20 protein-coding genes are annotated in these 21,480 nt (G+C 65.6%); 11 read left to right on the top strand and 9 right to left on the bottom strand.

Annotated features, from left to right (window positions below; all coding sequences use genetic code 11):
* Positions 1–22 precede the first annotated feature (22 nt).
* The 8 genes from G7Y82_RS00475 (at position 23) to glmU (ending at position 7,713) form a co-directional block, all read left to right on the top strand.
* The gene (locus tag G7Y82_RS00475; protein ID WP_168146034.1) at positions 23–493 is read left to right on the top strand and encodes a F0F1 ATP synthase subunit B; all 471 of its coding nucleotides are present in this window, start codon (positions 23–25) and stop codon (positions 491–493) included.
* 4 nt (positions 494–497) lie between these two features.
* A complete protein-coding gene (locus G7Y82_RS00470) occupies positions 498–1,034 on the top strand; it encodes a F0F1 ATP synthase subunit delta (RefSeq protein WP_168146033.1) in 537 nt (178 codons plus the stop codon).
* Positions 1,035–1,070: 36 nt separating this feature from the next.
* Positions 1,071–2,609, top strand: coding sequence for a F0F1 ATP synthase subunit alpha (gene atpA / locus G7Y82_RS00465; RefSeq protein ID WP_168146032.1), 1,539 nt, complete (start codon positions 1,071–1,073; stop codon positions 2,607–2,609).
* A gap of 13 nt (positions 2,610–2,622) precedes the next feature.
* Positions 2,623–3,483 carry a F0F1 ATP synthase subunit gamma gene (gene atpG / locus G7Y82_RS00460; protein WP_168146031.1) on the top strand — a complete coding sequence of 287 codons (861 nt, stop codon included), beginning with the start codon at positions 2,623–2,625 and terminating at the stop codon, positions 3,481–3,483.
* 111 nt (positions 3,484–3,594) lie between these two features.
* Entirely contained in the window at positions 3,595–4,998 is a 1,404-nt protein-coding gene (gene atpD, locus G7Y82_RS00455; RefSeq protein WP_168146030.1) for a F0F1 ATP synthase subunit beta, read from the top strand.
* A 24-nt stretch (positions 4,999–5,022) separates the two neighbouring features.
* On the top strand, positions 5,023–5,445 hold the full coding sequence (locus G7Y82_RS00450; RefSeq protein ID WP_168146029.1) for a F0F1 ATP synthase subunit epsilon: 423 nt from the start codon (positions 5,023–5,025) through the stop codon (positions 5,443–5,445).
* 158 nt (positions 5,446–5,603) lie between these two features.
* The gene (locus G7Y82_RS00445; protein WP_168146028.1) at positions 5,604–6,287 is read left to right on the top strand and encodes a carbonic anhydrase; all 684 of its coding nucleotides are present in this window, start codon (positions 5,604–5,606) and stop codon (positions 6,285–6,287) included.
* A gap of 37 nt (positions 6,288–6,324) precedes the next feature.
* Complete coding sequence (gene glmU, locus G7Y82_RS00440; protein ID WP_206370181.1) at positions 6,325–7,713, top strand: bifunctional UDP-N-acetylglucosamine diphosphorylase/glucosamine-1-phosphate N-acetyltransferase GlmU; 1,389 nt, start codon at positions 6,325–6,327, stop codon at positions 7,711–7,713.
* Between the two features lie 94 nt (positions 7,714–7,807).
* Here the strand turns inward: glmU and G7Y82_RS00435 are convergent, their stop codons facing one another.
* Entirely contained in the window at positions 7,808–9,106 is a 1,299-nt protein-coding gene (locus tag G7Y82_RS00435) for a polysaccharide biosynthesis protein (RefSeq protein WP_168146027.1), read from the bottom strand.
* A gap of 151 nt (positions 9,107–9,257) precedes the next feature.
* On the opposite strand from G7Y82_RS00435, the gene glmS reads away from it, so the two are divergent.
* On the top strand, positions 9,258–11,096 hold the full coding sequence (gene glmS, locus G7Y82_RS00430) for a glutamine--fructose-6-phosphate transaminase (isomerizing) (RefSeq protein WP_168146026.1): 1,839 nt from the start codon (positions 9,258–9,260) through the stop codon (positions 11,094–11,096).
* A 9-nt stretch (positions 11,097–11,105) separates the two neighbouring features.
* Entirely contained in the window at positions 11,106–12,401 is a 1,296-nt protein-coding gene (locus G7Y82_RS00425) for a hypothetical protein (RefSeq protein WP_168146025.1), read from the top strand.
* A 28-nt stretch (positions 12,402–12,429) separates the two neighbouring features.
* Here G7Y82_RS00425 and dmpG read toward each other — a convergent pair whose 3' ends face one another.
* The 8 genes from dmpG to G7Y82_RS00385 all read right to left on the bottom strand — a co-directional run bounded on the left by dmpG (position 12,430) and on the right by G7Y82_RS00385 (position 19,817).
* Positions 12,430–13,479 carry a 4-hydroxy-2-oxovalerate aldolase gene (gene dmpG, locus G7Y82_RS00420; RefSeq protein ID WP_168146024.1) on the bottom strand — a complete coding sequence of 350 codons (1,050 nt, stop codon included), beginning with the start codon at positions 13,477–13,479 and terminating at the stop codon, positions 12,430–12,432.
* Between the two features lie 26 nt (positions 13,480–13,505).
* A complete protein-coding gene (locus tag G7Y82_RS00415) occupies positions 13,506–14,453 on the bottom strand; it encodes an acetaldehyde dehydrogenase (acetylating) (RefSeq protein WP_168146023.1) in 948 nt (315 codons plus the stop codon).
* A 34-nt stretch (positions 14,454–14,487) separates the two neighbouring features.
* Positions 14,488–14,679: a 2-hydroxymuconate tautomerase gene (gene thmT / locus G7Y82_RS00410; RefSeq protein ID WP_168146022.1), complete on the bottom strand. Its 192-nt coding sequence runs from the start codon at positions 14,677–14,679 to the stop codon at positions 14,488–14,490.
* Between the two features lie 11 nt (positions 14,680–14,690).
* Entirely contained in the window at positions 14,691–15,479 is a 789-nt protein-coding gene (dmpH, locus tag G7Y82_RS00405) for a 2-oxo-3-hexenedioate decarboxylase (RefSeq protein WP_168146021.1), read from the bottom strand.
* Positions 15,480–15,495: 16 nt separating this feature from the next.
* Positions 15,496–16,281 (bottom strand): 2-oxopent-4-enoate hydratase, encoded by a 786-nt coding sequence (gene dmpE / locus G7Y82_RS00400; protein ID WP_168146020.1) that lies wholly within the window; start codon positions 16,279–16,281, stop codon positions 15,496–15,498.
* Positions 16,282–16,342: 61 nt separating this feature from the next.
* Positions 16,343–17,269 (bottom strand): catechol 2,3-dioxygenase, encoded by a 927-nt coding sequence (locus tag G7Y82_RS00395; protein WP_168146019.1) that lies wholly within the window; start codon positions 17,267–17,269, stop codon positions 16,343–16,345.
* A 207-nt stretch (positions 17,270–17,476) separates the two neighbouring features.
* The gene (locus tag G7Y82_RS00390; protein WP_168146018.1) at positions 17,477–18,277 is read right to left on the bottom strand and encodes an aldolase/citrate lyase family protein; all 801 of its coding nucleotides are present in this window, start codon (positions 18,275–18,277) and stop codon (positions 17,477–17,479) included.
* A 49-nt stretch (positions 18,278–18,326) separates the two neighbouring features.
* Entirely contained in the window at positions 18,327–19,817 is a 1,491-nt protein-coding gene (locus tag G7Y82_RS00385) for an alginate export family protein (RefSeq protein ID WP_168146017.1), read from the bottom strand.
* Positions 19,818–20,228: 411 nt separating this feature from the next.
* Between G7Y82_RS00385 and G7Y82_RS00380 the strand changes: the two genes are divergently transcribed.
* Positions 20,229–21,128 (top strand): LysR family transcriptional regulator, encoded by a 900-nt coding sequence (locus tag G7Y82_RS00380; protein WP_168146016.1) that lies wholly within the window; start codon positions 20,229–20,231, stop codon positions 21,126–21,128.
* Positions 21,129–21,480 lie beyond the last annotated feature (352 nt).

Below are 21,480 nucleotides of genomic sequence, written 5' to 3'. Positions count from 1 at the left end.
TTCCCCGAGAGGGGTTTGAACGATGAACCTTAACGCTACTCTGATCTTCCAGAGCATCGCGTTCCTGCTCTTCGTTGCGTTCACCTGGAAGTACGTCTGGCCGCCGATTCTCAAGGCCATGAACGACCGCCAGAAGCGCATCGCCGACGGCCTCGCGGCCGCCGAGAAGGGCGCGCGCGCACTGCAGGACGCTTCCGCCAAGAGCGAGGAAGCGCTGAAAGCCGCCCGCGCCCAGGCGCAGGACATTCTCGCGGGTGCCAACAAGCAGGCGTCGCAGATCGTCGAGCAGGCCAAGGGCACGGCGCAGGTCGAGGCCGAGCGCATCATCGCCCGCGCCCATGACGACGTCGCCCGTGAAGTCGCCCACGCTCGCGAAGATCTGCGCAAGCAGGTCGGCGAACTGGCCGTGGCCGGCGCGGCGAAGATCCTCAAGCGCGAGATCGACACCCAGGCGCACGCCGACGTGTTGAACGAGCTGGCTGCGAAGATCTGACGCCATGGCGGACTTCAGCACGATCGCACATCCGTACGCGAAGGCCGTTTTCGAACTGGCGCGCGACGCCGGCGACTACCAGGCCTGGAGCGACTCGCTGCAGGAACTGGCGAAGTTGCTCGCCGATCCGCAGGTCGCGGCGCTGGCGGCCAATCCGGCGCTGTCGCGCGCCGATCTGGCGGCTGGCCTGGCCAGCGGTCTCGACGGCAAGGTGCCGGCCGACGCGGTGGCGCTGGTGCGCATCCTCGTCGACAACGGCCGCCTGCGGGCGGTTGCGGCCATTGCTTCCGAATACGAAGCACTGCGTGCCGAAGCCGAGCGTCGTGTCGAAGTCGAGATCACGTCGGCGGTTCCGGTTGCGGCCGAGCAGCAGGAAAAGCTCGCGGCGGCGGTCAAGCAGCGTGTCGCGCGTGATGTCGTGATCAGCTGGAAGACGGACGAGTCGCTGATCGGCGGCGCCGTGATCCGTGCCGGCGACACGATCATCGACGGTTCGGTCTCCGGTGAACTCGAGCGGCTCAAGACCGCGGTGGCCCGCTAAGGGGCCTTACAGCAGAACTCTTCAGGAATCGGTTCCATGCAACTCAATCCTTCCGAAATCAGCGACCTGATCAAGGCGCGCATCAAGAACTTCGATGCGGCTTCGGAGTCGCGTAACGTCGGCCAGATCGTGTCCCTGCAGGACGGCATCGTCCGCGTGCACGGCCTGTCGGACGCGCTGCAGGGCGAAATGCTCGAATTTCCGGGCAACGTCTTCGGCATGGCGCTCAACCTCGAGCGCGACTCGGTCGGCGCCGTCGTTCTCGGCGACTACAAGCACCTGAAGGAAGGCGACACCGTCAAGACGACGGGCCGCATCCTCGAAGTGCCGGTCGGCCCGGCGCTGCTCGGCCGCGTCGTCAACGCGCTCGGCCAGCCGATCGACGGCAAGGGTCCGATCGACGCGACCGAAATGAGCCCGATCGAAAAGATCGCGCCGGGCGTCATCGCCCGCGAAGGCGTCAACCAGCCGGTGCAGACCGGCTACAAGGCGATCGACTCGATGGTGCCGGTCGGCCGCGGTCAGCGCGAGCTGATCATCGGCGACCGTCAGACCGGCAAGACCGCGCTGGCGATCGACACCATCATCAACCAGAAGACGTCGGGCATTAAGTGCGTCTACGTTGCGATCGGCCAGAAGGCCAGCTCGATCGCCAACGTCGTGCGCAAGCTCGAAGAGCATGGCGCGATGGCGTACACCATCGTCGTCTCGGCGTCGGCATCCGAATCGGCGGCGCTGCAGTACATCGCGCCGTACTCGGGCTGCTCGATGGGTGAGTACTTCCGTGACAACGGCGAAGACGCGCTGATCATCTACGACGATCTGTCCAAGCAGGCTGTCGCCTATCGTCAGGTCTCGCTGCTGCTGCGTCGTCCGCCGGGCCGCGAAGCGTTCCCGGGCGACGTGTTCTATCTGCACTCGCGCCTGCTCGAGCGCGCCGCGCGCGTCAACGCTGCCTATGTCGAGAAGTACACGGGCGGCAAGGTCACCGGCAAGACCGGTTCGTTGACGGCGCTGCCGATCATCGAAACGCAGGCCGGCGACGTCTCGGCGTTCGTGCCGACCAACGTGATCTCGATCACCGACGGTCAGATCTTCCTCGAAACCGATCTGTTCAATGCCGGTATCCGTCCGGCCATGAACGCCGGTATCTCGGTGTCGCGTGTCGGTGGTGCGGCGCAGACCAAGCTGATCAAGAAGCTCGGTGGCGGCGTGCGTCTGGCGCTGGCGCAGTACCGCGAGCTGGCGGCGTTCGCGCAGTTCGCCTCGGACCTCGACGCGGCAACGCGTGCGCAGCTCGAGCGCGGTCAGCGCGTTACCGAGCTGATGAAGCAGAAGCAGTACGAGCCGATGTCGGTGGGCCAGATGGGCGCGACGCTGTACGCGGTCGAGAAGGGCTACATCGACAAGGTGCCGGTCAACAAGGTCCTGGCCTGGGAAGAGGGTCTGCATCAGTACCTCGAAAACAACCAGAAGGATCTGCTCGGCAAGCTCGACAAGGGCGACTGGAACGACACGCTCGAAGCGGGTCTGAAGGCGGCGATGGACGCCTACCAGCAGCAGTCCGCGATCTAACCGGAGTTCAGCCGTGGCCGGCGCCAAGGAAATCCGCACCAAGATCAAGAGCGTGAAGAACACGCAGAAGATCACGCGGGCGATGGAAAAAGTCGCAATGTCGAAGATGCGCAAGGCGCAGGAGCGCATGGCGGCGGCTCGTCCGTATGCCGAGAAGCTCCGCCGCACCCTGGGCCATCTGACGCAGGCGAATCTCGAAGTCAAACATCCGTTCACGATCGAGCGCGAGGTCAAGCGCGTCGCGTATCTGGTCGTGTCGACCGATCGCGGCCTGTGCGGCGGCTTGAACATGAACGTGTTCCGCCAGACCGTGCGCGACATGCGCAGCTGGAAGGACAAGGGCGTCGACGTCGACCTGGTGCTGGTCGGCAACAAGGCGATCTCGTTCTTCAAGCGCATCGGCGGCAAGGTGCTGGCAACGACCTCGCATCTCGGTGACAAGCCGTCGATCGACCAACTGTTCGGCGTGATCAAGGTGCTGTCCGACGCCTACCGCGACGGCCAGGTCGATCGCGTTTACGTGGTCGGCAACGCCTTCGTCAACACGATGACGCAGAAGGCCGACGCCCTGCAGCTGCTGCCGGTCGAGCCGGTCAAGAGCGAAGGCCTGCTGCAGCACTGGGACTACATCTACGAGCCGGACGCCGAAGGGCTGCTGGACACGGTGTTGCAGCGCTACGTCGAGTCGCAGATCTACCAGTCGGTGATCGAGAACTCGGCGTGCGAGCAGTCGGCGCGCATGGTGGCGATGAAGGCGGCGTCGGACAACGCCGGCAAGATCATCACCCAGCTGCAGCTGCAGTACAACAAAGCCCGCCAGGCCAACATCACCAAGGAACTGGCGGAAATCGTCGGCGGCGCAGCCGCGGTCTGACGCAGGGATCAACCACAGATTGCACAGATTTCACAGAAAGACGAGTACTCGCGTTCCCGCCGAAGTGGCGGAATCTGTGAAATTTGTGGTTTGCATTTTTGAGGAATGAAGATGAGCACAGGCAAGATTGTTCAGGTCATCGGCGCCGTCATCGACGTGGAATTTCCGCGCGACGCGATTCCGGCGATTTACGACGCTCTCAAGATCGACGGCACGGAGCTGACGCTGGAAGTGCAGCAGCAGCTCGGCGACGGCGTCGTGCGCACGATCGCGCTCGGCTCGACCGACGGCCTCAAGCGCGGCCTGGAAGTGCGCAACACCGGTGAGCCGATCTCGGTGCCGGTCGGCACGGCGACGCTCGGCCGCATCATGAACGTGCTTGGCGAGCCGATCGACGAGTGCGGCCCGGTCAATGCCGAGAGCCACTGGTCGATCCATCGCGAAGCGCCGAGCTACGAAGATCAGGCCGGTTCGACCGAACTGCTCGAAACGGGCATCAAGGTCATCGATCTGCTCTGCCCGTTCGCCAAGGGCGGCAAGGTTGGCCTGTTCGGCGGCGCCGGCGTCGGCAAGACCGTCAACATGATGGAGCTCATCAACAACATCGCCAAGGCGCACTCGGGTCTGTCGGTGTTCGCCGGCGTCGGTGAGCGTACGCGCGAAGGCAACGACTTCTATCACGAAATGCAGGAGTCGAACGTCGTCAACGTCGAGAACTTCGCCGAGTCGAAGGTCGCGATGGTCTACGGTCAGATGAACGAGCCGCCGGGCAACCGCCTGCGCGTCGCGCTGACCGGCCTGACGATGGCCGAATACTTCCGTGACGAAGGCCGCGACGTGCTGCTGTTCGTCGACAACATCTACCGTTACACGCTGGCCGGCACTGAAGTTTCGGCGCTGCTCGGCCGTATGCCGTCGGCGGTGGGTTACCAGCCGACGCTGGCCGAGGAAATGGGCGTGCTGCAGGAGCGCATCACCTCGACCAAGAAGGGCTCGATCACGTCGATCCAGGCCGTCTACGTGCCGGCCGACGACTTGACCGACCCGTCGCCGGCAACGACCTTCGCGCATCTCGACTCGACCGTGACGCTGTCGCGTGAAATCGCCTCGCTGGGCATCTACCCGGCCGTCGATCCGCTCGACTCGACCTCGCGCCAGCTCGATCCGCTGGTCATCGGCGACGAGCACTACAACACCGCCCGCGACGTGCAGGGCGTGCTGCAGCGCTACAAGGAACTGAAGGACATCATCGCCATTCTCGGCATGGACGAGCTGTCGGAAGACGACAAGCAGGTCGTGTCGCGCGCGCGCAAGATCCAGCGCTTCCTGTCGCAGCCGTTTCACGTTGCCGAAATCTTCACCGGCGCGCCGGGCAAGTACGTGTCGCTGAAGGAAACCATCCGTGGCTTCCGCGGCATCGTCGACGGCCAGTACGACAACCTGCCGGAGCAGGCGTTCTACATGGTCGGCACCATCGACGAGGCTGTCGAGAAGGCGAAGAAGCTCGCCGCCTGAGCCCCGATCGAACGGAGACCGTAGATGTCCCAGATCCACGTCGACATCGTATCCGCCGAAGGCGAGATTCATTCGGGCGAAGCCCAGATGGTGTTCGCGCCGGCGGAAGTCGGTGAAGTCGGCATCGCGCCGCAGCACGCGCCGCTGCTGACCCGCCTCAAGCCGGGCACGGTTCGCGTGCAGACCCTGGACGGCCAGATGCTGCCGTTCTTCGTCGGCGGCGGCATCCTCGAGGTGCAGCCGCATCTCGTCACGGTGCTTGCCGACACCGCCCTGCGTCCGCAGGACGCCGACGAGTCCGCCGCGCAGGCGGCCAAGGCAGAAGCCGAACAGCGTCTCGCCGGCGCCAGCACCGAAACCGATCTGGCCAAGGCGCAGGCCGAGCTGGTCGAAGCGGCGGCGCGCCTCGAATTCGTGCGCAAGCTGCGGGCACCGAGCCATCATTGAGTGACGGCTGGTGCTGTTGAATGTAGGAAAAGGGCGCCGTCGGGCGCCCTTTTTTCGTTGATGGGGATCATCCCGTTCTAAACTGGCACGGCGCGCCGCGCGATGCACACTGAGCACGGCCGCGCCTTGACCCGAAAACGCGAAAGAGCGCACCTCTCATGAAACGACTGATCGAAGGCTTCAAGCAGTTCCAGCGCAGCACCTTCCAGGAACAGCGCGCCCTGTTCGAGCAGCTGGCGGCCAAGCAGACGCCGCACACGATGATCATCACCTGTGCCGACTCGCGGGTGATTCCCGAGCTGTTCACGAGCAGTGGCCCGGGTGAGCTGTTCGTCTGCCGCAATGTTGGCAACATCGTGCCGCCGTACGCGCAGTTCACTGGCGGCGTTTCGGCGGCCATCGAGTTCGCGGTCATGGCGCTGGAAGTGAAGGACATCGTCATTTGTGGACACTCCGACTGCGGCGCGATGAAGGCGCTGGCCAAGTCCGATGAGCAGCCCGGCCTGCCGGCCGTCAGCGCCTGGCTGCGTCACGCGCATGTGGCCAAACGCGTCGTCGAGCTCAACCAGCAGTGCGACTGCGCCGAGGACCATCTGGCGGTGCTGACCGAAACGAATGTCATTGCGCAGATCGACCATATCCGCACGCATCCTTCGGTGGCGGCGCGCCTCGCCGCCGGCCTGCTGCGCGTGCACGGCTGGGTCTACGACATCGAGACCGGCATGATTCGCGGTTACAGCGCCGAACAGCGCCGCTTCGTGCCCATCGAAGAGCTCGAACTGCCGGAAGCCGGCACCGTCGACGTCGTGCGTCGCGCGCCCGCGCCCGGCAGCACGCAGTAGCTTGCTCGTTCCCGCGTCCTGACTCGCCTGGAGCCCGATGCCCGACAAGAAGATGCCTTTGCATGCCGTGATCCTGGCCGCCGGCCAGGGCACGCGCATGAAGAGCGCCAAACCCAAGGTGCTGCACGAGCTGGGCGGCAAGCCGATGCTCGGCCATGTCATCGATGCCGCGCAGGCGCTGGGTGCGGCGGCGATCCATGTCGTCGTCGGGCACGGCGCCGAGCAGGTCCGTGCCTGGGCGGCGTCGGCGGATGCGGGCAGTACGCTGCAGTGGGCCGAGCAGCGCGAGCAGAAGGGCACGGCGCATGCGGTGCAGCAAGCGATGCCGCAGATTCCCGACGATGCGCAGGTGCTGATTCTCTACGGTGATGTGCCGCTGGTGTCGGCCGACAGTCTCAGGGCGCTGGTGCAGGCCGGGCGCAAGACGTTGGCGCTGGCGACGGTCGAACTCGACGGTCCGCAGGGCTACGGCCGCATCGTCCGCAATCGTCAGAAGCGGGTGACCGGCATCGTCGAGCAAAAGGACGCCACGCCGCGCCAGCGTGCGATTCGTGAGGTCAATACCGGCCTGATGAGCGCGCCGGCCAAGCGACTGCGCGGCTGGTTGGCGAAGGTCGGTAACGACAACGCCGCCGGCGAGTTCTACCTGACCGATATCGTCGCGATGGCGGTCAAGGCCAAGCTCGAGGTCGCGACCGTGACGGCCGACGCGAACGAAGTCGAGGGGGCCAACGACCGGCTGCAGCTGGCACGCCTTGAACGTCTGCTGCAGCAGCGCCAGGTCGACGCCTTGATGCGCGCCGGCGTCGCCTTCGCCGATCCGTCACGCTTTGATTTGCGTGGCCGCTTCGAGCATGGTCGCGACGTGAGCATCGACATCGGCTGCATCTTCGAAGGCGATGTGGTGCTCGGCGATGGGGTGCGCATCGGTGCCTACAGCATCCTGCGCGACGTGCGCCTGGGCAGCGGCACGGTCGTGCAGCCGCACAGCATGCTCGACGGTTGCGAGGCCGGTGCCGATTGCGTGATCGGCCCGTTCGCGCGCGTGCGGCCGTCGACGACGCTGGCCGCCGGTGCTCATCTCGGAAACTTCGTTGAAGTGAAAAACGCAGCGTTGGGCACTGAGACCAAGGCCAATCATCTGGCCTATGTCGGCGATGCCAGCATCGGTGCCCGAACCAATATCGGTGCCGGCGTCATCACCTGCAATTACGACGGCGCCAACAAGCACCGCACGATCATCGGCGATGACGTCTTTGTCGGCTCCGATACACAGCTGGTCGCGCCGGTGACGGTCAAGGACGGCGCCACCATCGGTGCCGGCTCGACGATCACCCGTGACGTGCCGGGCGGTGGCCTCACGATCGCGCGGGCGCGTGAACAAAAGACCGTGTCCGGCTGGCAGCGTCCGCGCAAGCGCAAATAAAAAAGCATGCTCGCCCGGTCGGGCGAACGGCGGGGTGTTTGGGCACTGCAAATGGTCGCAGTGAGCGCATCGCGGGGACTGCGGCGGCGCGTCGTTAATGCGCGGCGATGCCGCGCTCTCGCGGCTCGCTGCGCAGGGCGGCGCGGGCACCGAGGATGACGGCGGTGGCATGGCCGGCCGCCAGGGCGATCGCCGCGCCCAGGGCCTGCAACCACGGCATCAGCAGCAGCGTCAGTCCGGTCGCGACAGCCGCCGCGCTGTACAGCACATGGCCGGCCTGGCCCTGGTTCCAGTGTGCGGCGTGATAGCGGAACAGCGGGCGCGTCATCGTCGCCAGCATTTCCGCCAGCACCAGCACCGCGAACAGCACGACCGCCGTCTCGTATGGTGCGCCGTACTGTGTGAGGCTCCAGTGCGCGCTGGCGATCAGTGCAGCGGCCATCACCGCACTGGCCAGCGTGATGCCGCGCAGTGCGCGCCACATGGCGCTGCGCCCGAACGCGGCCAACGCATGCTGCGCGCGCAGTTGCGGCGCCAGCAGCAAGGCCACCAGCGGCATCAGGTACAACAGTAGTTGTGCGGTCCGCGTGCTGACCGCGTAGCGCGCCATCTCGGTCGGTGGCGCCAGCAGGACCAGCAGACACATCGGCGCCCACAGCAATGCGGCATTGGCGAAGCCGATGCCACCGACCTTGTTGATTTCGGCATCGATCGATGTCCAGGCATGGCGTTGGCCGGCTTGCATCCCGGTGCTGCGCGGCGCCGGCCCGAAGACGCGATGTGCGAATCCGTAGGCAGTCGCGGCAGCGACGGCGCTGCCGATCAGGAAGATCCAGGAAAAGACGGCGACCGGCGGCGCTGGAGGTGCGACCGCAACGGCGATCAGCAGCGTGGCATTCATCGCGTACGCGGTGCAGATCAAGCTCTTGAGGTGGCAGCCTGCGGCACGCAGTGCGCTGGCGATCATCGAGGCATAACTGACCAGTGGCAGCGCCAGCACGAACGGGGTGAAGGTCTGAAAATACGGGTGCAGCGACTGCACCATGACATCGGCGTCCGCCATGATCACCAACAGCACCGCGCAGATCAGCGCAGAGCGTTTGACGGCGCGGCGGCTCAGTGCGCGCAGCAGCTCAGCGTTGCCGATGCCGGTGCTGCTTTCGAGTTCGGCGACGATGTGGCGGCCAAGATAGAGGTCGAGCTTGGCACGGACAAACGCCGCGCCGGCAATCGTGACCACGAAGCCTTCGAAGAACAGCCCGGTCTCGAACAGCGTCAGGGTTCTGGCGACCGCCAGCGTCGCCGCGATTTGCAGTGCTACGCCCAGTACGCGGAACAACGCGTCGCCGCCTGAATGCAAGGCTGCCGGTTTTTCGGGCCGCTCGGGTTCCATGCCTGTCCTCCCACGTGCGGCATCTGACGGCCGCTGTTTGCCACTATCGTATATCAACAGACCTGTTGGGCGGTCGCCAAAAGCCGCCACGAAGCCCGAACCTGTGACAATCGCTAAAATCGAGCTTTGCGCGTTCTGGAATCCTTAGCCCATGTGCGGAATCGTCGGCGCCATCGCCGCCCGTGACGTCAGCTCCATCCTCATCGACGGCCTGCATCGCCTCGAGTATCGCGGTTACGACTCGACCGGCATCGCCCTGTTGGACGAGGACGGCGAGCTGCAGCTGCGCCGAGCCGTCGGCAAGGTCGTTCGCCTCGAAGAGCGGCTGCGTGCCGCGCCCTGTCATGGGCCGATCGGTATTGCCCACTCACGCTGGGCGACGCACGGCGGCGTGACCGAAGCCAATGCCCATCCGCATGTGTCCGGTGGCCGGATCGCGCTGATTCACAATGGCATCATCGAGAACTACGTCGAGCTGCGCAGCGAGCTGCAGGCCAAGGGCTATCACTTCGCTTCAGAAACCGATACCGAGGTCATCGCCCACCTGATTCACGAGCTCGTCAAGCAGGGCAACGACCTCACGACCGCCGTTCGCCAGGCGGTGCGGCGTCTGACCGGCGCCTACGCCATCGTCGTCTTCGATGCCCAGGAGCCTGATCGCATCTGCGTCGCGCGTATCGCCAGTCCGCTGGTCATCGGCCTCGGCAAGGACGGCGAGAACTTCGTGGCGTCCGACGTGCAGGCGCTGTTGACCGAGACGCGGCGCTTCCAGTTTCTGGAGGAGGGCGACGTCGCTGAAATCCGCCGTGACGCGATCACGATCTGGGATCAGTCCGACGCCGAGGTCAGCCGCCCCGTGCACGAATCGTCGCTGTCGGCGGACGCGGTCGAGCGCGGTGAATACGCACACTACATGCTCAAGGAGATTTACGAGCAGCCGCGCGCGCTGGCCGATACCTTGTCGGAGCGCCTGCTGGGCGATCACGTCCTCGAAGCGGTGCTGGGGCCGGCCGCCGGCCGTATCCTGCCGCTCGTACAGAACGTGCACATCGTTGCCTGCGGGACCAGCTTCCACGCCGGCCTCGTCGCGCGCTACTACCTCGAACAGGGCGCGCGCATTCCGTGCTCGGTCGAGGTCGCCAGCGAGTACCGCTACCGCGATCCGGTGGTGACGCCGGGCACGCTGTTCCTGGCGATCTCGCAGTCTGGCGAAACCGCCGACACGCTCGCCGCGCTGCGTGAGGCGCGCCGGCTCGGCTACGTCGGCACCTGCGCGATCTGCAACGTCGCCGAATCCTCATTGGTCCGTGAGGCGGACATGGCGCTGATGACGCGCGCCGGCCCGGAAGTCGGCGTCGCGTCGACCAAGGCGTTCACTACCCAGCTGGCCGCGCTCGGCATGCTGGGCCTGGCGATTGCCCAGCGCCGCGGCTTCGATCGTCGCACCATCGCCTTGTACGCTCGGCAGATGGCGCAGGTCCCGACGCTGGTCGAGCACACGCTCAAGCTCGACCCGCAGATTCGCCAGTGGGCGACGCGCTTCGCCGACAAACAGCACGCGCTGTTTCTTGGCCGTGGACCGAGCTACCCGGTGGCGCTGGAAGGCGCGCTCAAGCTCAAGGAAATTTCGTACATCCACGCCGAGGCCTATCCCGCCGGCGAACTCAAGCACGGTCCGCTGGCGCTCGTCGACGCCGAAATGCCGGTGATCGCCGTGGCACCGAACAACGCGCTGCTCGAAAAGCTCAAGAGCAACCTGCAGGAAGTCCGCGCCCGCGGCGGTCAGCTGTTCGTCTTCGCCGACCCCAATGCCGGCATCGAGCCGGCTGATGGCATCGACGTCATGACCATGCCCGATCACATCGAAGCGCTGCAGGCACCGCTGGTCTACACGGTGCCGCTGCAACTGCTCGCGTACCACGTCGCCGTGTTGCGCGGCACCGATGTCGATCAGCCGCGCAATCTCGCCAAGAGTGTAACGGTCGAGTAATCGCCGGAAATGAAATCTGTGCCTGCGCGCGCGGCGACTTGGCAGGCCCGCGTCGGCGTTGTGGTGTGTGCCTGGGGGCTGTCTGCGTGGGCGTGCGGTGCTCCGGTCGACTGCCGGGCGTCGCAGGAACAGTGGTTCTATGATCTCGAGCGCTCCGTATCGCTGGGCGAGACGCGCGTCGACGTTGCCGGGCCGGAGCCGGCCAGCTTCGTCGCGCTCGGGGTCTCGCCGTTTCTGACCGGGCAGGCGCTGGCGTCTTCCGATATTGCGTTTTCGGGAGCGCAGGTCTGGGATGACTACGGTCATCCACGTGCGGCGCTCGGCGTGGACTTTGCGCCGGTCGCGCTGGCGGACTCCAGTCTCACGCTGGACGACTATCAGCATCACCGGCCGTATCGCTTCGCGTCGCGCATCCAGGTGTCGTTTGCGATCAGCAAGGGCGAGAGCGCGCAGGATCAGACGACGCGGTTTGCGCCGACGTTTCGCATCGTCTTTCACGAGCAGCGCGATCCGCGCGTGCATCGCGGGCCGGGGTCCTTGCAGGACTGCTTCGAGCGGCATGTGACGCCGCCGACGGCACTGCGTGCGCAACAGGCGGCGCTGGACGCACAGCTTCAGATTCTCGACGCGAGGATGGGCGATCCGGCCCTCGATGACGCCGAGCGCCCCGCGCTCGAAAGCCGCTACGCCGAGCTCGAGGCGCAGCGTGACGTGATACACGCGCAGTACGTGACGGCGCTGCAGGACACCGTGCGGGCGGGCATGAAGCAATGCCGGGACGATCCGCAGGTGGCGGCATACACCTGGAACGCCAGCGGCCTGGCGATCGGCATTTCGCCGTCGTTCCGCGACCGCAACGATCAGCTCGGTTCGATCGCGCCGCGCGGCCTGGTGACGTACGCGACCGGCGCGATCGGCTTCGACGTCGGCGGCACCAAGCGCGCGTATGTGCCGACGTTTTTCGGCAAATACGTACAGGTGCTGGGGCAGGTGCTCTATCGTCTCAACGAACCACTGCCCGATCCGCAGGATCAGAAGCGCTACACCGACGCCGACGAGCTGGTGACGTCAATGCGCCTGCGCGGCGGTACGTCGCCGCTGAACGCCGATCTCGAGCTGGCCTGGATACACGACTGGTTCGATGGCGAGCCGAACGACCGCTTCGGCAAGGTCAGCGCCGGCATGGACGCGCATCTGGCGAAGGGCACGTGGCTCAGCGTTTCCGTTGGGCGCACGTTCGAACGCGGGCCGCTGCCGGACGAGCTGTCGGCCGGCATCAGTATCAAGCGGGCGTTGCTGCACTGAGCCGCTGCGTGCAGCGGCTTCGATGCGTTCAGCCGGCGGTGAGCCGCTGTTCGGTGTGCGCGCCGTTCTTCAGGTCGAGGGCGACGTCGACGATCATGTCCTCCTGGCCGCCGACCATGCGGCGCTTGCCGAGCTCAACGAGGATATCGACGGCCTTGATGCCGTACTTGTCGGCCGCCGCTTCGGAGTGACGCAGGAAGCTCGAATAGACGCCGGCGTAGCCGAGTGCCAGCGTTTCGCGGTCGACGCGTACCGGGCGATCCTGCAGCGGACGGACGATGTCGTCGGCGGCGTCCATCAGTGTGTAGAGGTCGCAGCCGTGGTTCCAGCCGAGGCGCGAGGCGGCGGCGATGAAGACTTCGAGCGGCGCGTTGCCGGCGCCGGCGCCCATGCCGGCGAGACTGGCGTCGATGCGGTCGCAGCCTTCCTCGACAGCTACGATGGAGTTGGCGACACCGAGGCTCAGGTTGTGATGCGCGTGCACGCCGGTCTGTGTGTCCGGTAGCAGCACGTCCTTGAGCGCGCGGAAGCGGTCGCGGACGTCCTGCATGCCCAGCGCGCCGCCGGAGTCGACCACGTAGATGCAGGTCGCGCCGTAGCTTTCCATCAGCTTGCCCTGACGCGCGAGCTCGGCTGGCGTGGTCATGTGGCTCATCATCAGGAAGCCGACCGTGTCCATGCCCAGGTGACGCGCCGCCTCGATATGCTGCTTCGACACGTCGGCCTCCGTGCAGTGCGTCGCGACGCGGACGATGCGCGCGCCGGCCGAATAGGCATCCTTGAGATCGTGCACGGTGCCGATGCCGGGCAGCAGCAGCGTCGCGACCTTGGCGTGGCGGACGACGCCGGCGACGGCTTCGATCCATTCGAGATCCGAATGAGCGCCGAAGCCGTAGTTGAAGCTGGAGCCGCGCAGGCCGTCGCCGTGGGCGACTTCGATCGAATCGACGCGCGCGTCGTCGAGTGCCCTGGCGATGGTCGCTGCCTGCTCGACGCTGTATTGATGACGGATCGCGTGACTGCCGTCGCGCAGCGTCACGTCGGAAATGTAGAGCTTCTTGCCGGGATCGAAGGGCATGTCGGTTCTCCGTGATCGAGTGCGCTTCAGGCCGCTTTCGGCAGCAGGCGCGTTTCCGCGAGGCGTTCGGCGCAGGCAAGGGCCGCGCTGGTCATGATGTCGAGGTTGCCGGCGTAGGCCGGCAGATAGTGCGCGGCGCCTTCGACCTGGATGAAGACGCTGACCTTCAGGCCGCTGCTGAGGCCGATGCCCGGGACGTTGGCCGGCGCGCTCTCGGGGATCAGGTCGAATTGCACGCGCTGCTTGAGCCGATAGCCCGGCACGTAGGCGTTGACGGACGCCACCATCTCCTCGATCGAACGCTCGATCGCTGCCTGATCGCCGGGCTCGGCGAGGCAATAGACCGTGTCGCGCATCAGCAGCGGCGGTTCGGCGGGATTGAGGACGATGATGGCCTTGCCGACCTGGGCGCCGCCGACGACTTCGAGTGCGCGGCTGGTGGTTTCGGTGAACTCGTCGATGTTGGCGCGGGTGCCGGGGCCGGCCGACTTGCTGGAGATCGAAGCGACGATCTCGGCGTATTTGACCGGCACGACGCGGGAGATCGCCGCGACGATCGGGATCGTCGCCTGGCCGCCGCAGGTCACCATGTTGATGTTGCCGGCATCGAGGTGGTCGTCGAGGTTGACGACCGGCACGGTGTACGGGCCGATCGCGGCCGGCGTCAGATCGATGACCTTGATGCCGTGCTTTTGCAGCACCTCGTTGTGGCGCGCGTGCGCGCCGGCGCTGGTGGCGTCGAAGGCGATGCGGATGTCGCCAAAGCCCGGGAGGCTGACCAGCCCGTCGATGCCTTCGTGCGTGGTCGCGACGCCCATGCGCGCAGCGCGGGCGAGGCCGTCCGAGTTCGGATCGATGCCGACCATCGCGCCCATCTTCAGATGGCGCGCGTTGCGCAGTACCTTGATCATCAGATCCGTGCCGATGTTGCCCGAGCCGATGATGGCGGCAGGGACGGCGGAATTGAGCCGCATGGCAATGCTCCTGGAAACGGGTGACGGGGCGCGGTCAGCGCCCCAGTTCCTTGGCGGTCTTGCCGCCGATGCCGAAGTTGGTGTTCGGCACTTCATTGAGAATGACGCGCACGCTCTCGCGCGGCGCGCCGATGCTGTCGACGGCGGCTTCGGTCAGCGCCTTGACCAGCGCGGCCTTCTTCTCTTCGCCGCGTCCTTCGATCATCGAGACTTGAATGATGGGCATGGGGGAAATCCTCAGACGAAATGCATGGAAACGCTGCCGAGATGCTCGTAGCGCACGTTGATGTGGTCGCCGCGCTCGACGAGGAACGCTTCGGTGACGCCGCCGGTCAGGATCAGCGTGTCGGCCGGGACCTCGCGGCCCTTGGCGCCAAGCATGTTGGCGAGCATCGCGACGCTGGCGGCGGGGTGGCCGAGAACCGAGGCGCCGGCCGAGGTGGTGAGGATGCGGCCATTCTTTTCGAGCACGACCCCGAGGTGCTTGAGGTCGATGCCGGCGACGCTGCGCGCACGGCCGCCGACCACATAACGGGCCGACGAGGTGTTGTCGGCGATCACGCTCTTGAGGTCGAACTTGAAATCCTTGTAGCGCGAGTCGATCACTTCGACGGCCGGCACGATGATGTCGGTCGCCGCGAGCACGTCGCCGATGTGCACGCCGGGCCCGGCCAGCGGACGCTTGAGAACGAAGGCGATCTCCGCCTCGATCTTCGGATGGATCAGCTCGTCGATGGCGATCTCGCCGCCGTCGGCAACTGCGCCGTAATCGGTGATGAAGCCGTGAATCGGCTCGGTGACGCCCATCTGCCGCATCTTCGCGACCGAGGTCAGGCCCATCTTCAGGCCGGTGATGCGCGTGCCTCGCGCTTGCTTGCGGAGGCGGATCGCGTCCTGGATCGCGTAGGCGTCCGCCCAGTCCATGTCCGGATGGTCGTCGGTGATCTTGGTGACTTCGCGGCGCTGCAGCTCGGCATCTTCCAGATGCGCGGCGAGCGCGGCGATGGTGTTCGGGTCCAGTGCCATGGTGGCTCCGTAGGGGTCAGATGAAGGAGACGCTGGCCGAGCCGATGCCGGACAGGCCGATGCGCAGCTGATCGCCGGCCGCAACGGGAACCATCGCCGCGAGCGAACCGGACAGTACGATCTCGCCGGCGCGCAGCGTCACGCCCAGCGTGCCGAGCATATTCGCGAGCCAGGCCACGGCGTTGGCGGGATGTCCGAGCGCGGCGGCGCCGGCACCGGTTCCGATCAGCTGGCCGTTCTTCTCCAGCGTCATGCCGGTCAGCGTCAGATCGAGCCGGCGCGGATCGACGGCGGCGTCGCCGATCACGAAGACGCCGGACGAGGCGTTGTCGGCGACGGTGTCCTGGATCTTGATCTTCCAGTCGGCGATGCGCGAGTCGACGATCTCGAAGCACGGCATCACCAGCTCGGTGGCGGCCAGGACGTCGGCGCAGCCGATGCCGGGGCCGCACAGATCGCGCTTGAGCAGGAAGGCGATTTCGCCCTCGGCCTTCGGCGCGATCAGCTCGCCGGCAGCGATCTGAGCGCCGTCGTTGTAGACCATCCCCGACGTCAGCACGCCGAAGTCCGGCTGGTCGACGCCGAGCATGTCCATGACCACCTGGCTGGTGACGCCGATCTTCTTGCCGACGATGCGCTCGCCGGTGGCGGCCAGGCGCCGATCGATCATGCATTGCTGGATGCGGTAGGCGTCGGCGATCGTCAGTTCGGGGTATTCGGCCGTCAGCGGCGCGATCGCCTTGCGTTCGCGCAGCGCCTGGTAGAGGCGCTCGCCGAGGCGTTGATGCAGGGTTTGCGTCATGGTGTTTCCGGTATTGGCGCGGCGTTCATGCGCCCCGCCGTTCTATCGTGCGTCTGCCGTTTCAGGTGACGACGGTGAGGAAGCGCTCGTTGAGCTCGCGCGTGTGATAGAACACCGCGGCCCCCATTTCGTTTTCCGTCCACACCGTCATCGGCATGTCCGGGTAGTAGTCGTAGCCGCCGCAGAACGTTTCGATGCGATTGCCGGACGGATCGAAGGCGTAGATCGTCGTGCCTTGCGTGATGCCGTGTCGCATCGGGCCGGCGTCGATCTTCACGCGGCGAGCCGACATCAGGTCGGCGGCGCGCAGCAGCTGCTCCCAGGAGCCGATCAGATAAGCGAGGTGATGCAGCGTGTTGGGGCGCTCGTCGCGCACGAAGGCCACGTCGTGCGGCTTGTGCGAGCAGGTCATCCAGCACGCCAGATCGGTCTTGCCGTCGTTGGTGACGATCTTTTCGACGGTGCTGAAGCCGAGCACTTCGCTGAACAGCTTCACGCTGCCGTCGAGATCGGTGCCGTGAATCTGCCAGTGGTCGAGGCGCACCGGATTGATGCCCACGCCTTCGTGATCGAACAGCGTCGGGTTCGTGTACGAACGCAGATCCGGCGCGGGCGCCTTGCTCGCGAACAGGTCGAAGATGTGCCCGGTCGGCGACTCGAAGCGCACCCGGCGACCGGTATTGAGCATCTCGCCTTCCGGGATCCATTCGGTGGCCACGCCGTAGGCGCGCAGATCCGATTCGAGCCGTTCGAGTGTCACCTCATCGATAACCTTGAAGGCATAGTTGTCCATGCCGGGGCGATCTGCCTTGCGCAGCACGAGGCTGTGCTGGTCGGTTTCGTTCGAGGTCTTCAGGTAGACGCGGCCGGCCGCGTCGCGCGCGACTTCGGTGAGCCCGAGGATATTGAGGTAGAAGCTCAGCGTTTCGTCGAGATCGAGCACGCGGAGCTCACAATGCGCAGGGCGCAACACGCCAGTCATCGCCATCTTTGACTCCTCCACCGCCTGTGTTCAGGCACTTATTCGAGAATCGTGACCAAGCTCGAAGCGCCTGATGGGCCCGGCCTGTTCCTGCTGCCATTACATGCCCGCCGCGAGGGAGAGTCCAATACTTTGGCAGTCGGCATCATGCCTGCGAGGTATAGTCCTGGCGCCAAAGAGCGCTGTGATGACGGACTGGGGGGCGGCGCTGCGTCAGTAGCTGTCGGCGACCGTGCGGCCGGCGACGTCGGGTTTGTACTCGGCACAGAGCCGCGACGTTGCGGCCGCCAGCAGCAGGACGTCGACGCCGACCGCGATGAAGCGCGCGCCCGCCGCGTGGTAGCGCGCGACCAGTGGCTTGTCGGTGCACAGCACGCCACCGAACGTTCCTGCCTTTGAGATCCTCTGCAGGCCATCCTCGATGGACTTGACGACGTCGGGATGGTTGGCATAGCCGAGATGCCCCATCGACGCCGCGAGGTCCGCGGCGCCGAAGAAGATGCCGTCGACGCCTTCGACGTCGCGGATCGCGTCGAGGTTGCGCATGCCTTCAACCGTTTCGACCTGTACCAACAGACACATCTCATCGTTGGCGCGCTGCACGTAGTCGGCGATGCGGCCCCAGCGCGATGCGCGTGCCAATGCGCTGCCGACACCGCGAATCCCGTGCGGTGGATAGCGCATCGCGCGGACCAGGCGCCGGGCTTGCTCCGCGGTCTCCACCATCGGGATCAGCAGCGTCTGCACGCCCGTCTCCAGAACCTGCTTGATCAGCACGTCGTCGCCGTGCGAGGGCCGCACCACGGCCTGCGACGCATATGGCGCGATCATCTGCAGCTGCGGCAGGATCGAACGCAGGTCGTTGGGACCGTGCTCGGCGTCGATCAGCAGCCAGTCGAAGCCGGCGCCGGCGCAGATCTCGGCGCTGATCGTCTGCGACATGCCGAGCCACAGGCCATACTGCGTCTCGCCGCGCAGCAGGCGACGTTTGAAGGGGTTTTCCTGGAAATCCATTGCAGTTCCGTGTCTGGGCCGCGGCACGGGCAACGCGCCGGATGGCCGGTTAGAAAATGAAACTCAGGTCCAGCTGAGAGTAGAAGACGTCGTCACCGCCGGCGCTTTCCAGTGTCTTGCCGACCTTGAAGTACGCCAGCTCTGGCGACAGAAACAGATGCCGACTGACTTGCCAGACGCAGTTGATGTCCGGCTGCATGCCCATGTACGACGCGCTGCTGTCGTTGGTGCCGGGCAATGCGACGAAGCCGCGGCCGTAGATGAAGTCCTTTTCGTTCTGCTTCCAGTACCAACGGTTGTAGACGGTGACGCGCACATTCTGTGCGACTTGCAGCGACAGCGCCGGGCCGGCGTCGATCATGTTGCTGCCGGCCAGATAGCCGCTTGCCGCGTAGTACACCTGTCCCGAGTACAGCGGGTTGTAGGTATGCGTCTTCGATTCGCTGTAGCCGCCGGAGATCAGGTCGGCATGCACGGCGACGGTTGGTTTCAGTGGTACCGAGCCGAAGGTATGGCCTGTCGTCGAGTAGACGCCGTATGCCGAAACGTCGGTGCCGGCATAGCGGCCCACCTGCGCGATCGCCGTCCAGTCCACCGCCAGGCCGCCGAGCTTGCCCCACAGCCGCGCGCCGTAGCTGCCGCGGCGGTCGGTGCCGGCCGTGCCGGCAAACTTCATGCCTTCCCAGCGCGTGCCGATGTAGAACGCGTCGAGATTGAGCTTCGACGCGCCGCTGCCGCCCTGTGGCAGCGCGAAGCTGCTGTAGACGCCCCACATGCGACGTGCGTCGGTGCGGCGGTCGTCATCGAAGCCGCCGGTGCCTGTCTGAACGGCCTCGACGCGGAAGGTGTCGACGAGGACCGAATCGGAACGCCAGCTCATGTCGATGCCGTCGAACGACCAGGGCACGTTGGCGTTCGGCTGCGTCGTCACCAGCAAGCCGTTGCCGAGCCACATCTGCTGACGGCCGACGCGGACCGTCAGTGAGCCGTTGCCAACAGCAGTATTGGCTTCAACAAACGCTTGCTCGACGAAGGCGTCGTTGACTTGGCGCGCCGGCTGCTTGGCGGCTTGGTGGTCTGCGACCTGGGCGCTGCCCAACTCGCCGAACATGCGCAGCTGCGGGCCCAGATGCAGGTCGGCGCCATAGATGTGCCGATACTGATAGAAGCGCTGTCCGTCATAACTCGTCGAGCCCAGCGACTCGTGCGAGTAACTGTTGAACTGGAAACGTTCGAGGCCGTCGAGCGAAAGATAGATCTGATCGTCAGGGTTGCCAAAGCTGATGTGCTTGAGGCTGTCCGACCAGTCGGCGGTGGCCGGAGCGCTGGGCGGCTGATCGTTGAAACGCAGCAGGTGGTACTCGCCCTGTGCGGGCCCCTTGCCGGTGTTTGCCGGCAGCTGTGCGTCGGCATGCGCCGTCGACCAGGCGCCGGCGCTGGCGCCGGCGACCAGCGCCAGCGCCGCAGCGCGCGTGCGAGGGGTGCGGCGGCGGTTCGCTGGTGACGCCGATGCGTGTGGTACTGAATTGTTGTCGTTCATGGCTTCCTCCGGAAATGGTGCGCCCGTCACCGGTCGGGCATCGCAGGCCCGGCCAGTCGCAGCGCTTTGTCGGGATTCAGGGCCGCCTCGAGGCGGCCCTTCGTCATTCAGAAATCAGGGTGGCGGCAGACGTGCGCTATCCACCGACGCCGAATGCATCTGCCACGCGAGGCGGCGCATCGGGGACGTTGCCCGGGCGGGTGTCGGCACCTTGCGGAAAATGGCTGAAAATCGGCATGTCGCTCTCCTCTCCATCTTTGGTATTTATGGCGCGCCGGATCGATTCGTCGTATTCGACGTCCCGGCGTGGTCTGTGCCCACGCCGTCCTGACTGGCGACGGCGAAGCTTTGACTTTGTGGATGAGTCGTGTCCAATATTTAATTCATCTTCGACCATACCTATGAGGTTTAATGGAGCTTCGTCACCTGAAATACTTCCAGGCCGTGGCGAGCACCCTGAACTTCAGTCGCGCCGCCGAGCAGCTGCATATCGCCCAGCCGCCGCTGTCGCGACAGATCCAGCAGCTCGAGGACGAGCTGGGCGTCAAACTGCTCGAGCGCGGCACGCGGCCGATGAAGCTGACCAAGGCTGGCCAGTTCTTCTACGACCAGACCGTGCAGGTGCTGTCGCGGCTGCGCGAAATCGAGAAGGCCACCAAGCGCATTGCCGGCGGCAACACCGAATGGATGGGCGTCGGCTTCGTGCCGTCGACGCTTTACGGGCCGCTACCGAACGTGCTGCGTGCGTTTGCGGCCGAGAACGAGCGGCGCGACGTGACCCTGCTGGAACTGACGTCGATCCAGCAGGCGCAGGCGCTCAAGTCCGGCCGCATCGATGTCGGCTTCGGGCGTCTGGCGATCCACAGCGAAGGGCTCGAAAACGTGGTGCTGATGCAGGAGCCGATGGTCGTGGCGCTGCCGTCGCATTCTCCCCTGGTCCACGAGGCGCGGATTTCGCTGGAACGCATTGCCGGCGAGACGCTGCTGCTTTATCCCGCGACGCCGCGTCCCAGCTATGCCGACGAAGTGCTGCGCCAGTTCACGACGCGCGGCTACGAACTGGCGCGCACGTTCGAAGTGAACGGACTGCAGACCGCGATCGGTCTCGTTGCTGCCGGCATGGGCGTGACGATCGTGCCGTCTTCGGTGCAACGCCTGCATCGCGACGACATCGCCTATCGGCCACTGGCCGAGGAAGAGCTCAGTTCGACGTTGATCATGACCGTCCGCGCCGGTGATTCCTCGCCGCTTTTGCAGCGATTCCGGCAGATGATCGACGCCGAACTCGCCATCTGGTCGACCGGCGGCTGAGCTGGCGATCGCAGAGCAGGCTCCTACTATGCCTGCTGCGCATAGTAGGAGCTGCCTAAAGTATTGGACGTCACGTCGCCGGCTGCGTTCAGATAGCGTCGCTCGATGAGATGCGTGCCGGCTGCTTCCCGTGCCGCCACGCGTCGCAGCACACGATAAGGAGCGAGGAGACCACAGATGTCCACCACCACTGCCATAGTCTTCAGCTGACGCTGGGCTGCAGGCGGCCGTTTTCCAAGATTTCGGCCCCTGCTGTTCGTCAGGGTGCGAGCATTCAAGCGCCTTGTCCGCATGCGCCGCACCACCCGCGGTGTCGGCGACGTGCGCCTCGGATTTGACACGGTGACCCTGT

This window comes from Solimonas marina, from assembly GCF_012241385.1.
GTDB lineage: Bacteria > Pseudomonadota > Gammaproteobacteria > Nevskiales > Nevskiaceae > Solimonas > Solimonas marina.
The sequence above is the reverse complement of the archived record's forward strand: the minus strand, read 5'-3'. Positions and strand labels throughout refer to the sequence as shown.

Coding starts and splice junctions, on each gene's coding strand:
- G7Y82_RS00475 (WP_168146034.1), top strand. CDS start 23: ATGAACCTTAACGCTACTCTGATCTTCCAGAGCATCGCGTTCCTGCTC.
- G7Y82_RS00445 (WP_168146028.1), top strand. CDS start 5,604: ATGAAACGACTGATCGAAGGCTTCAAGCAGTTCCAGCGCAGCACCTTC.
- dmpH (WP_168146021.1), bottom strand. CDS start 15,479: ATGGCACTGGACCCGAACACCATCGCCGCGCTCGCCGCGCATCTGGAA.
- G7Y82_RS00395 (WP_168146019.1), bottom strand. CDS start 17,269: ATGGCGATGACTGGCGTGTTGCGCCCTGCGCATTGTGAGCTCCGCGTG.
- dmpE (WP_168146020.1), bottom strand. CDS start 16,281: ATGACGCAAACCCTGCATCAACGCCTCGGCGAGCGCCTCTACCAGGCG.
- dmpG (WP_168146024.1), bottom strand. CDS start 13,479: ATGCCCTTCGATCCCGGCAAGAAGCTCTACATTTCCGACGTGACGCTG.
- G7Y82_RS00450 (WP_168146029.1), top strand. CDS start 5,023: ATGTCCCAGATCCACGTCGACATCGTATCCGCCGAAGGCGAGATTCAT.
- G7Y82_RS00415 (WP_168146023.1), bottom strand. CDS start 14,453: ATGCGGCTCAATTCCGCCGTCCCTGCCGCCATCATCGGCTCGGGCAAC.
- G7Y82_RS00425 (WP_168146025.1), top strand. CDS start 11,106: ATGAAATCTGTGCCTGCGCGCGCGGCGACTTGGCAGGCCCGCGTCGGC.
- atpA (WP_168146032.1), top strand. CDS start 1,071: ATGCAACTCAATCCTTCCGAAATCAGCGACCTGATCAAGGCGCGCATC.
- G7Y82_RS00390 (WP_168146018.1), bottom strand. CDS start 18,277: ATGGATTTCCAGGAAAACCCCTTCAAACGTCGCCTGCTGCGCGGCGAG.
- glmU (WP_206370181.1), top strand. CDS start 6,325: ATGCCCGACAAGAAGATGCCTTTGCATGCCGTGATCCTGGCCGCCGGC.
- G7Y82_RS00380 (WP_168146016.1), top strand. CDS start 20,229: ATGGAGCTTCGTCACCTGAAATACTTCCAGGCCGTGGCGAGCACCCTG.
- G7Y82_RS00435 (WP_168146027.1), bottom strand. CDS start 9,106: ATGGAACCCGAGCGGCCCGAAAAACCGGCAGCCTTGCATTCAGGCGGC.
- G7Y82_RS00470 (WP_168146033.1), top strand. CDS start 498: ATGGCGGACTTCAGCACGATCGCACATCCGTACGCGAAGGCCGTTTTC.
- thmT (WP_168146022.1), bottom strand. CDS start 14,679: ATGCCCATCATTCAAGTCTCGATGATCGAAGGACGCGGCGAAGAGAAG.
- atpD (WP_168146030.1), top strand. CDS start 3,595: ATGAGCACAGGCAAGATTGTTCAGGTCATCGGCGCCGTCATCGACGTG.
- G7Y82_RS00385 (WP_168146017.1), bottom strand. CDS start 19,817: ATGAACGACAACAATTCAGTACCACACGCATCGGCGTCACCAGCGAAC.
- glmS (WP_168146026.1), top strand. CDS start 9,258: ATGTGCGGAATCGTCGGCGCCATCGCCGCCCGTGACGTCAGCTCCATC.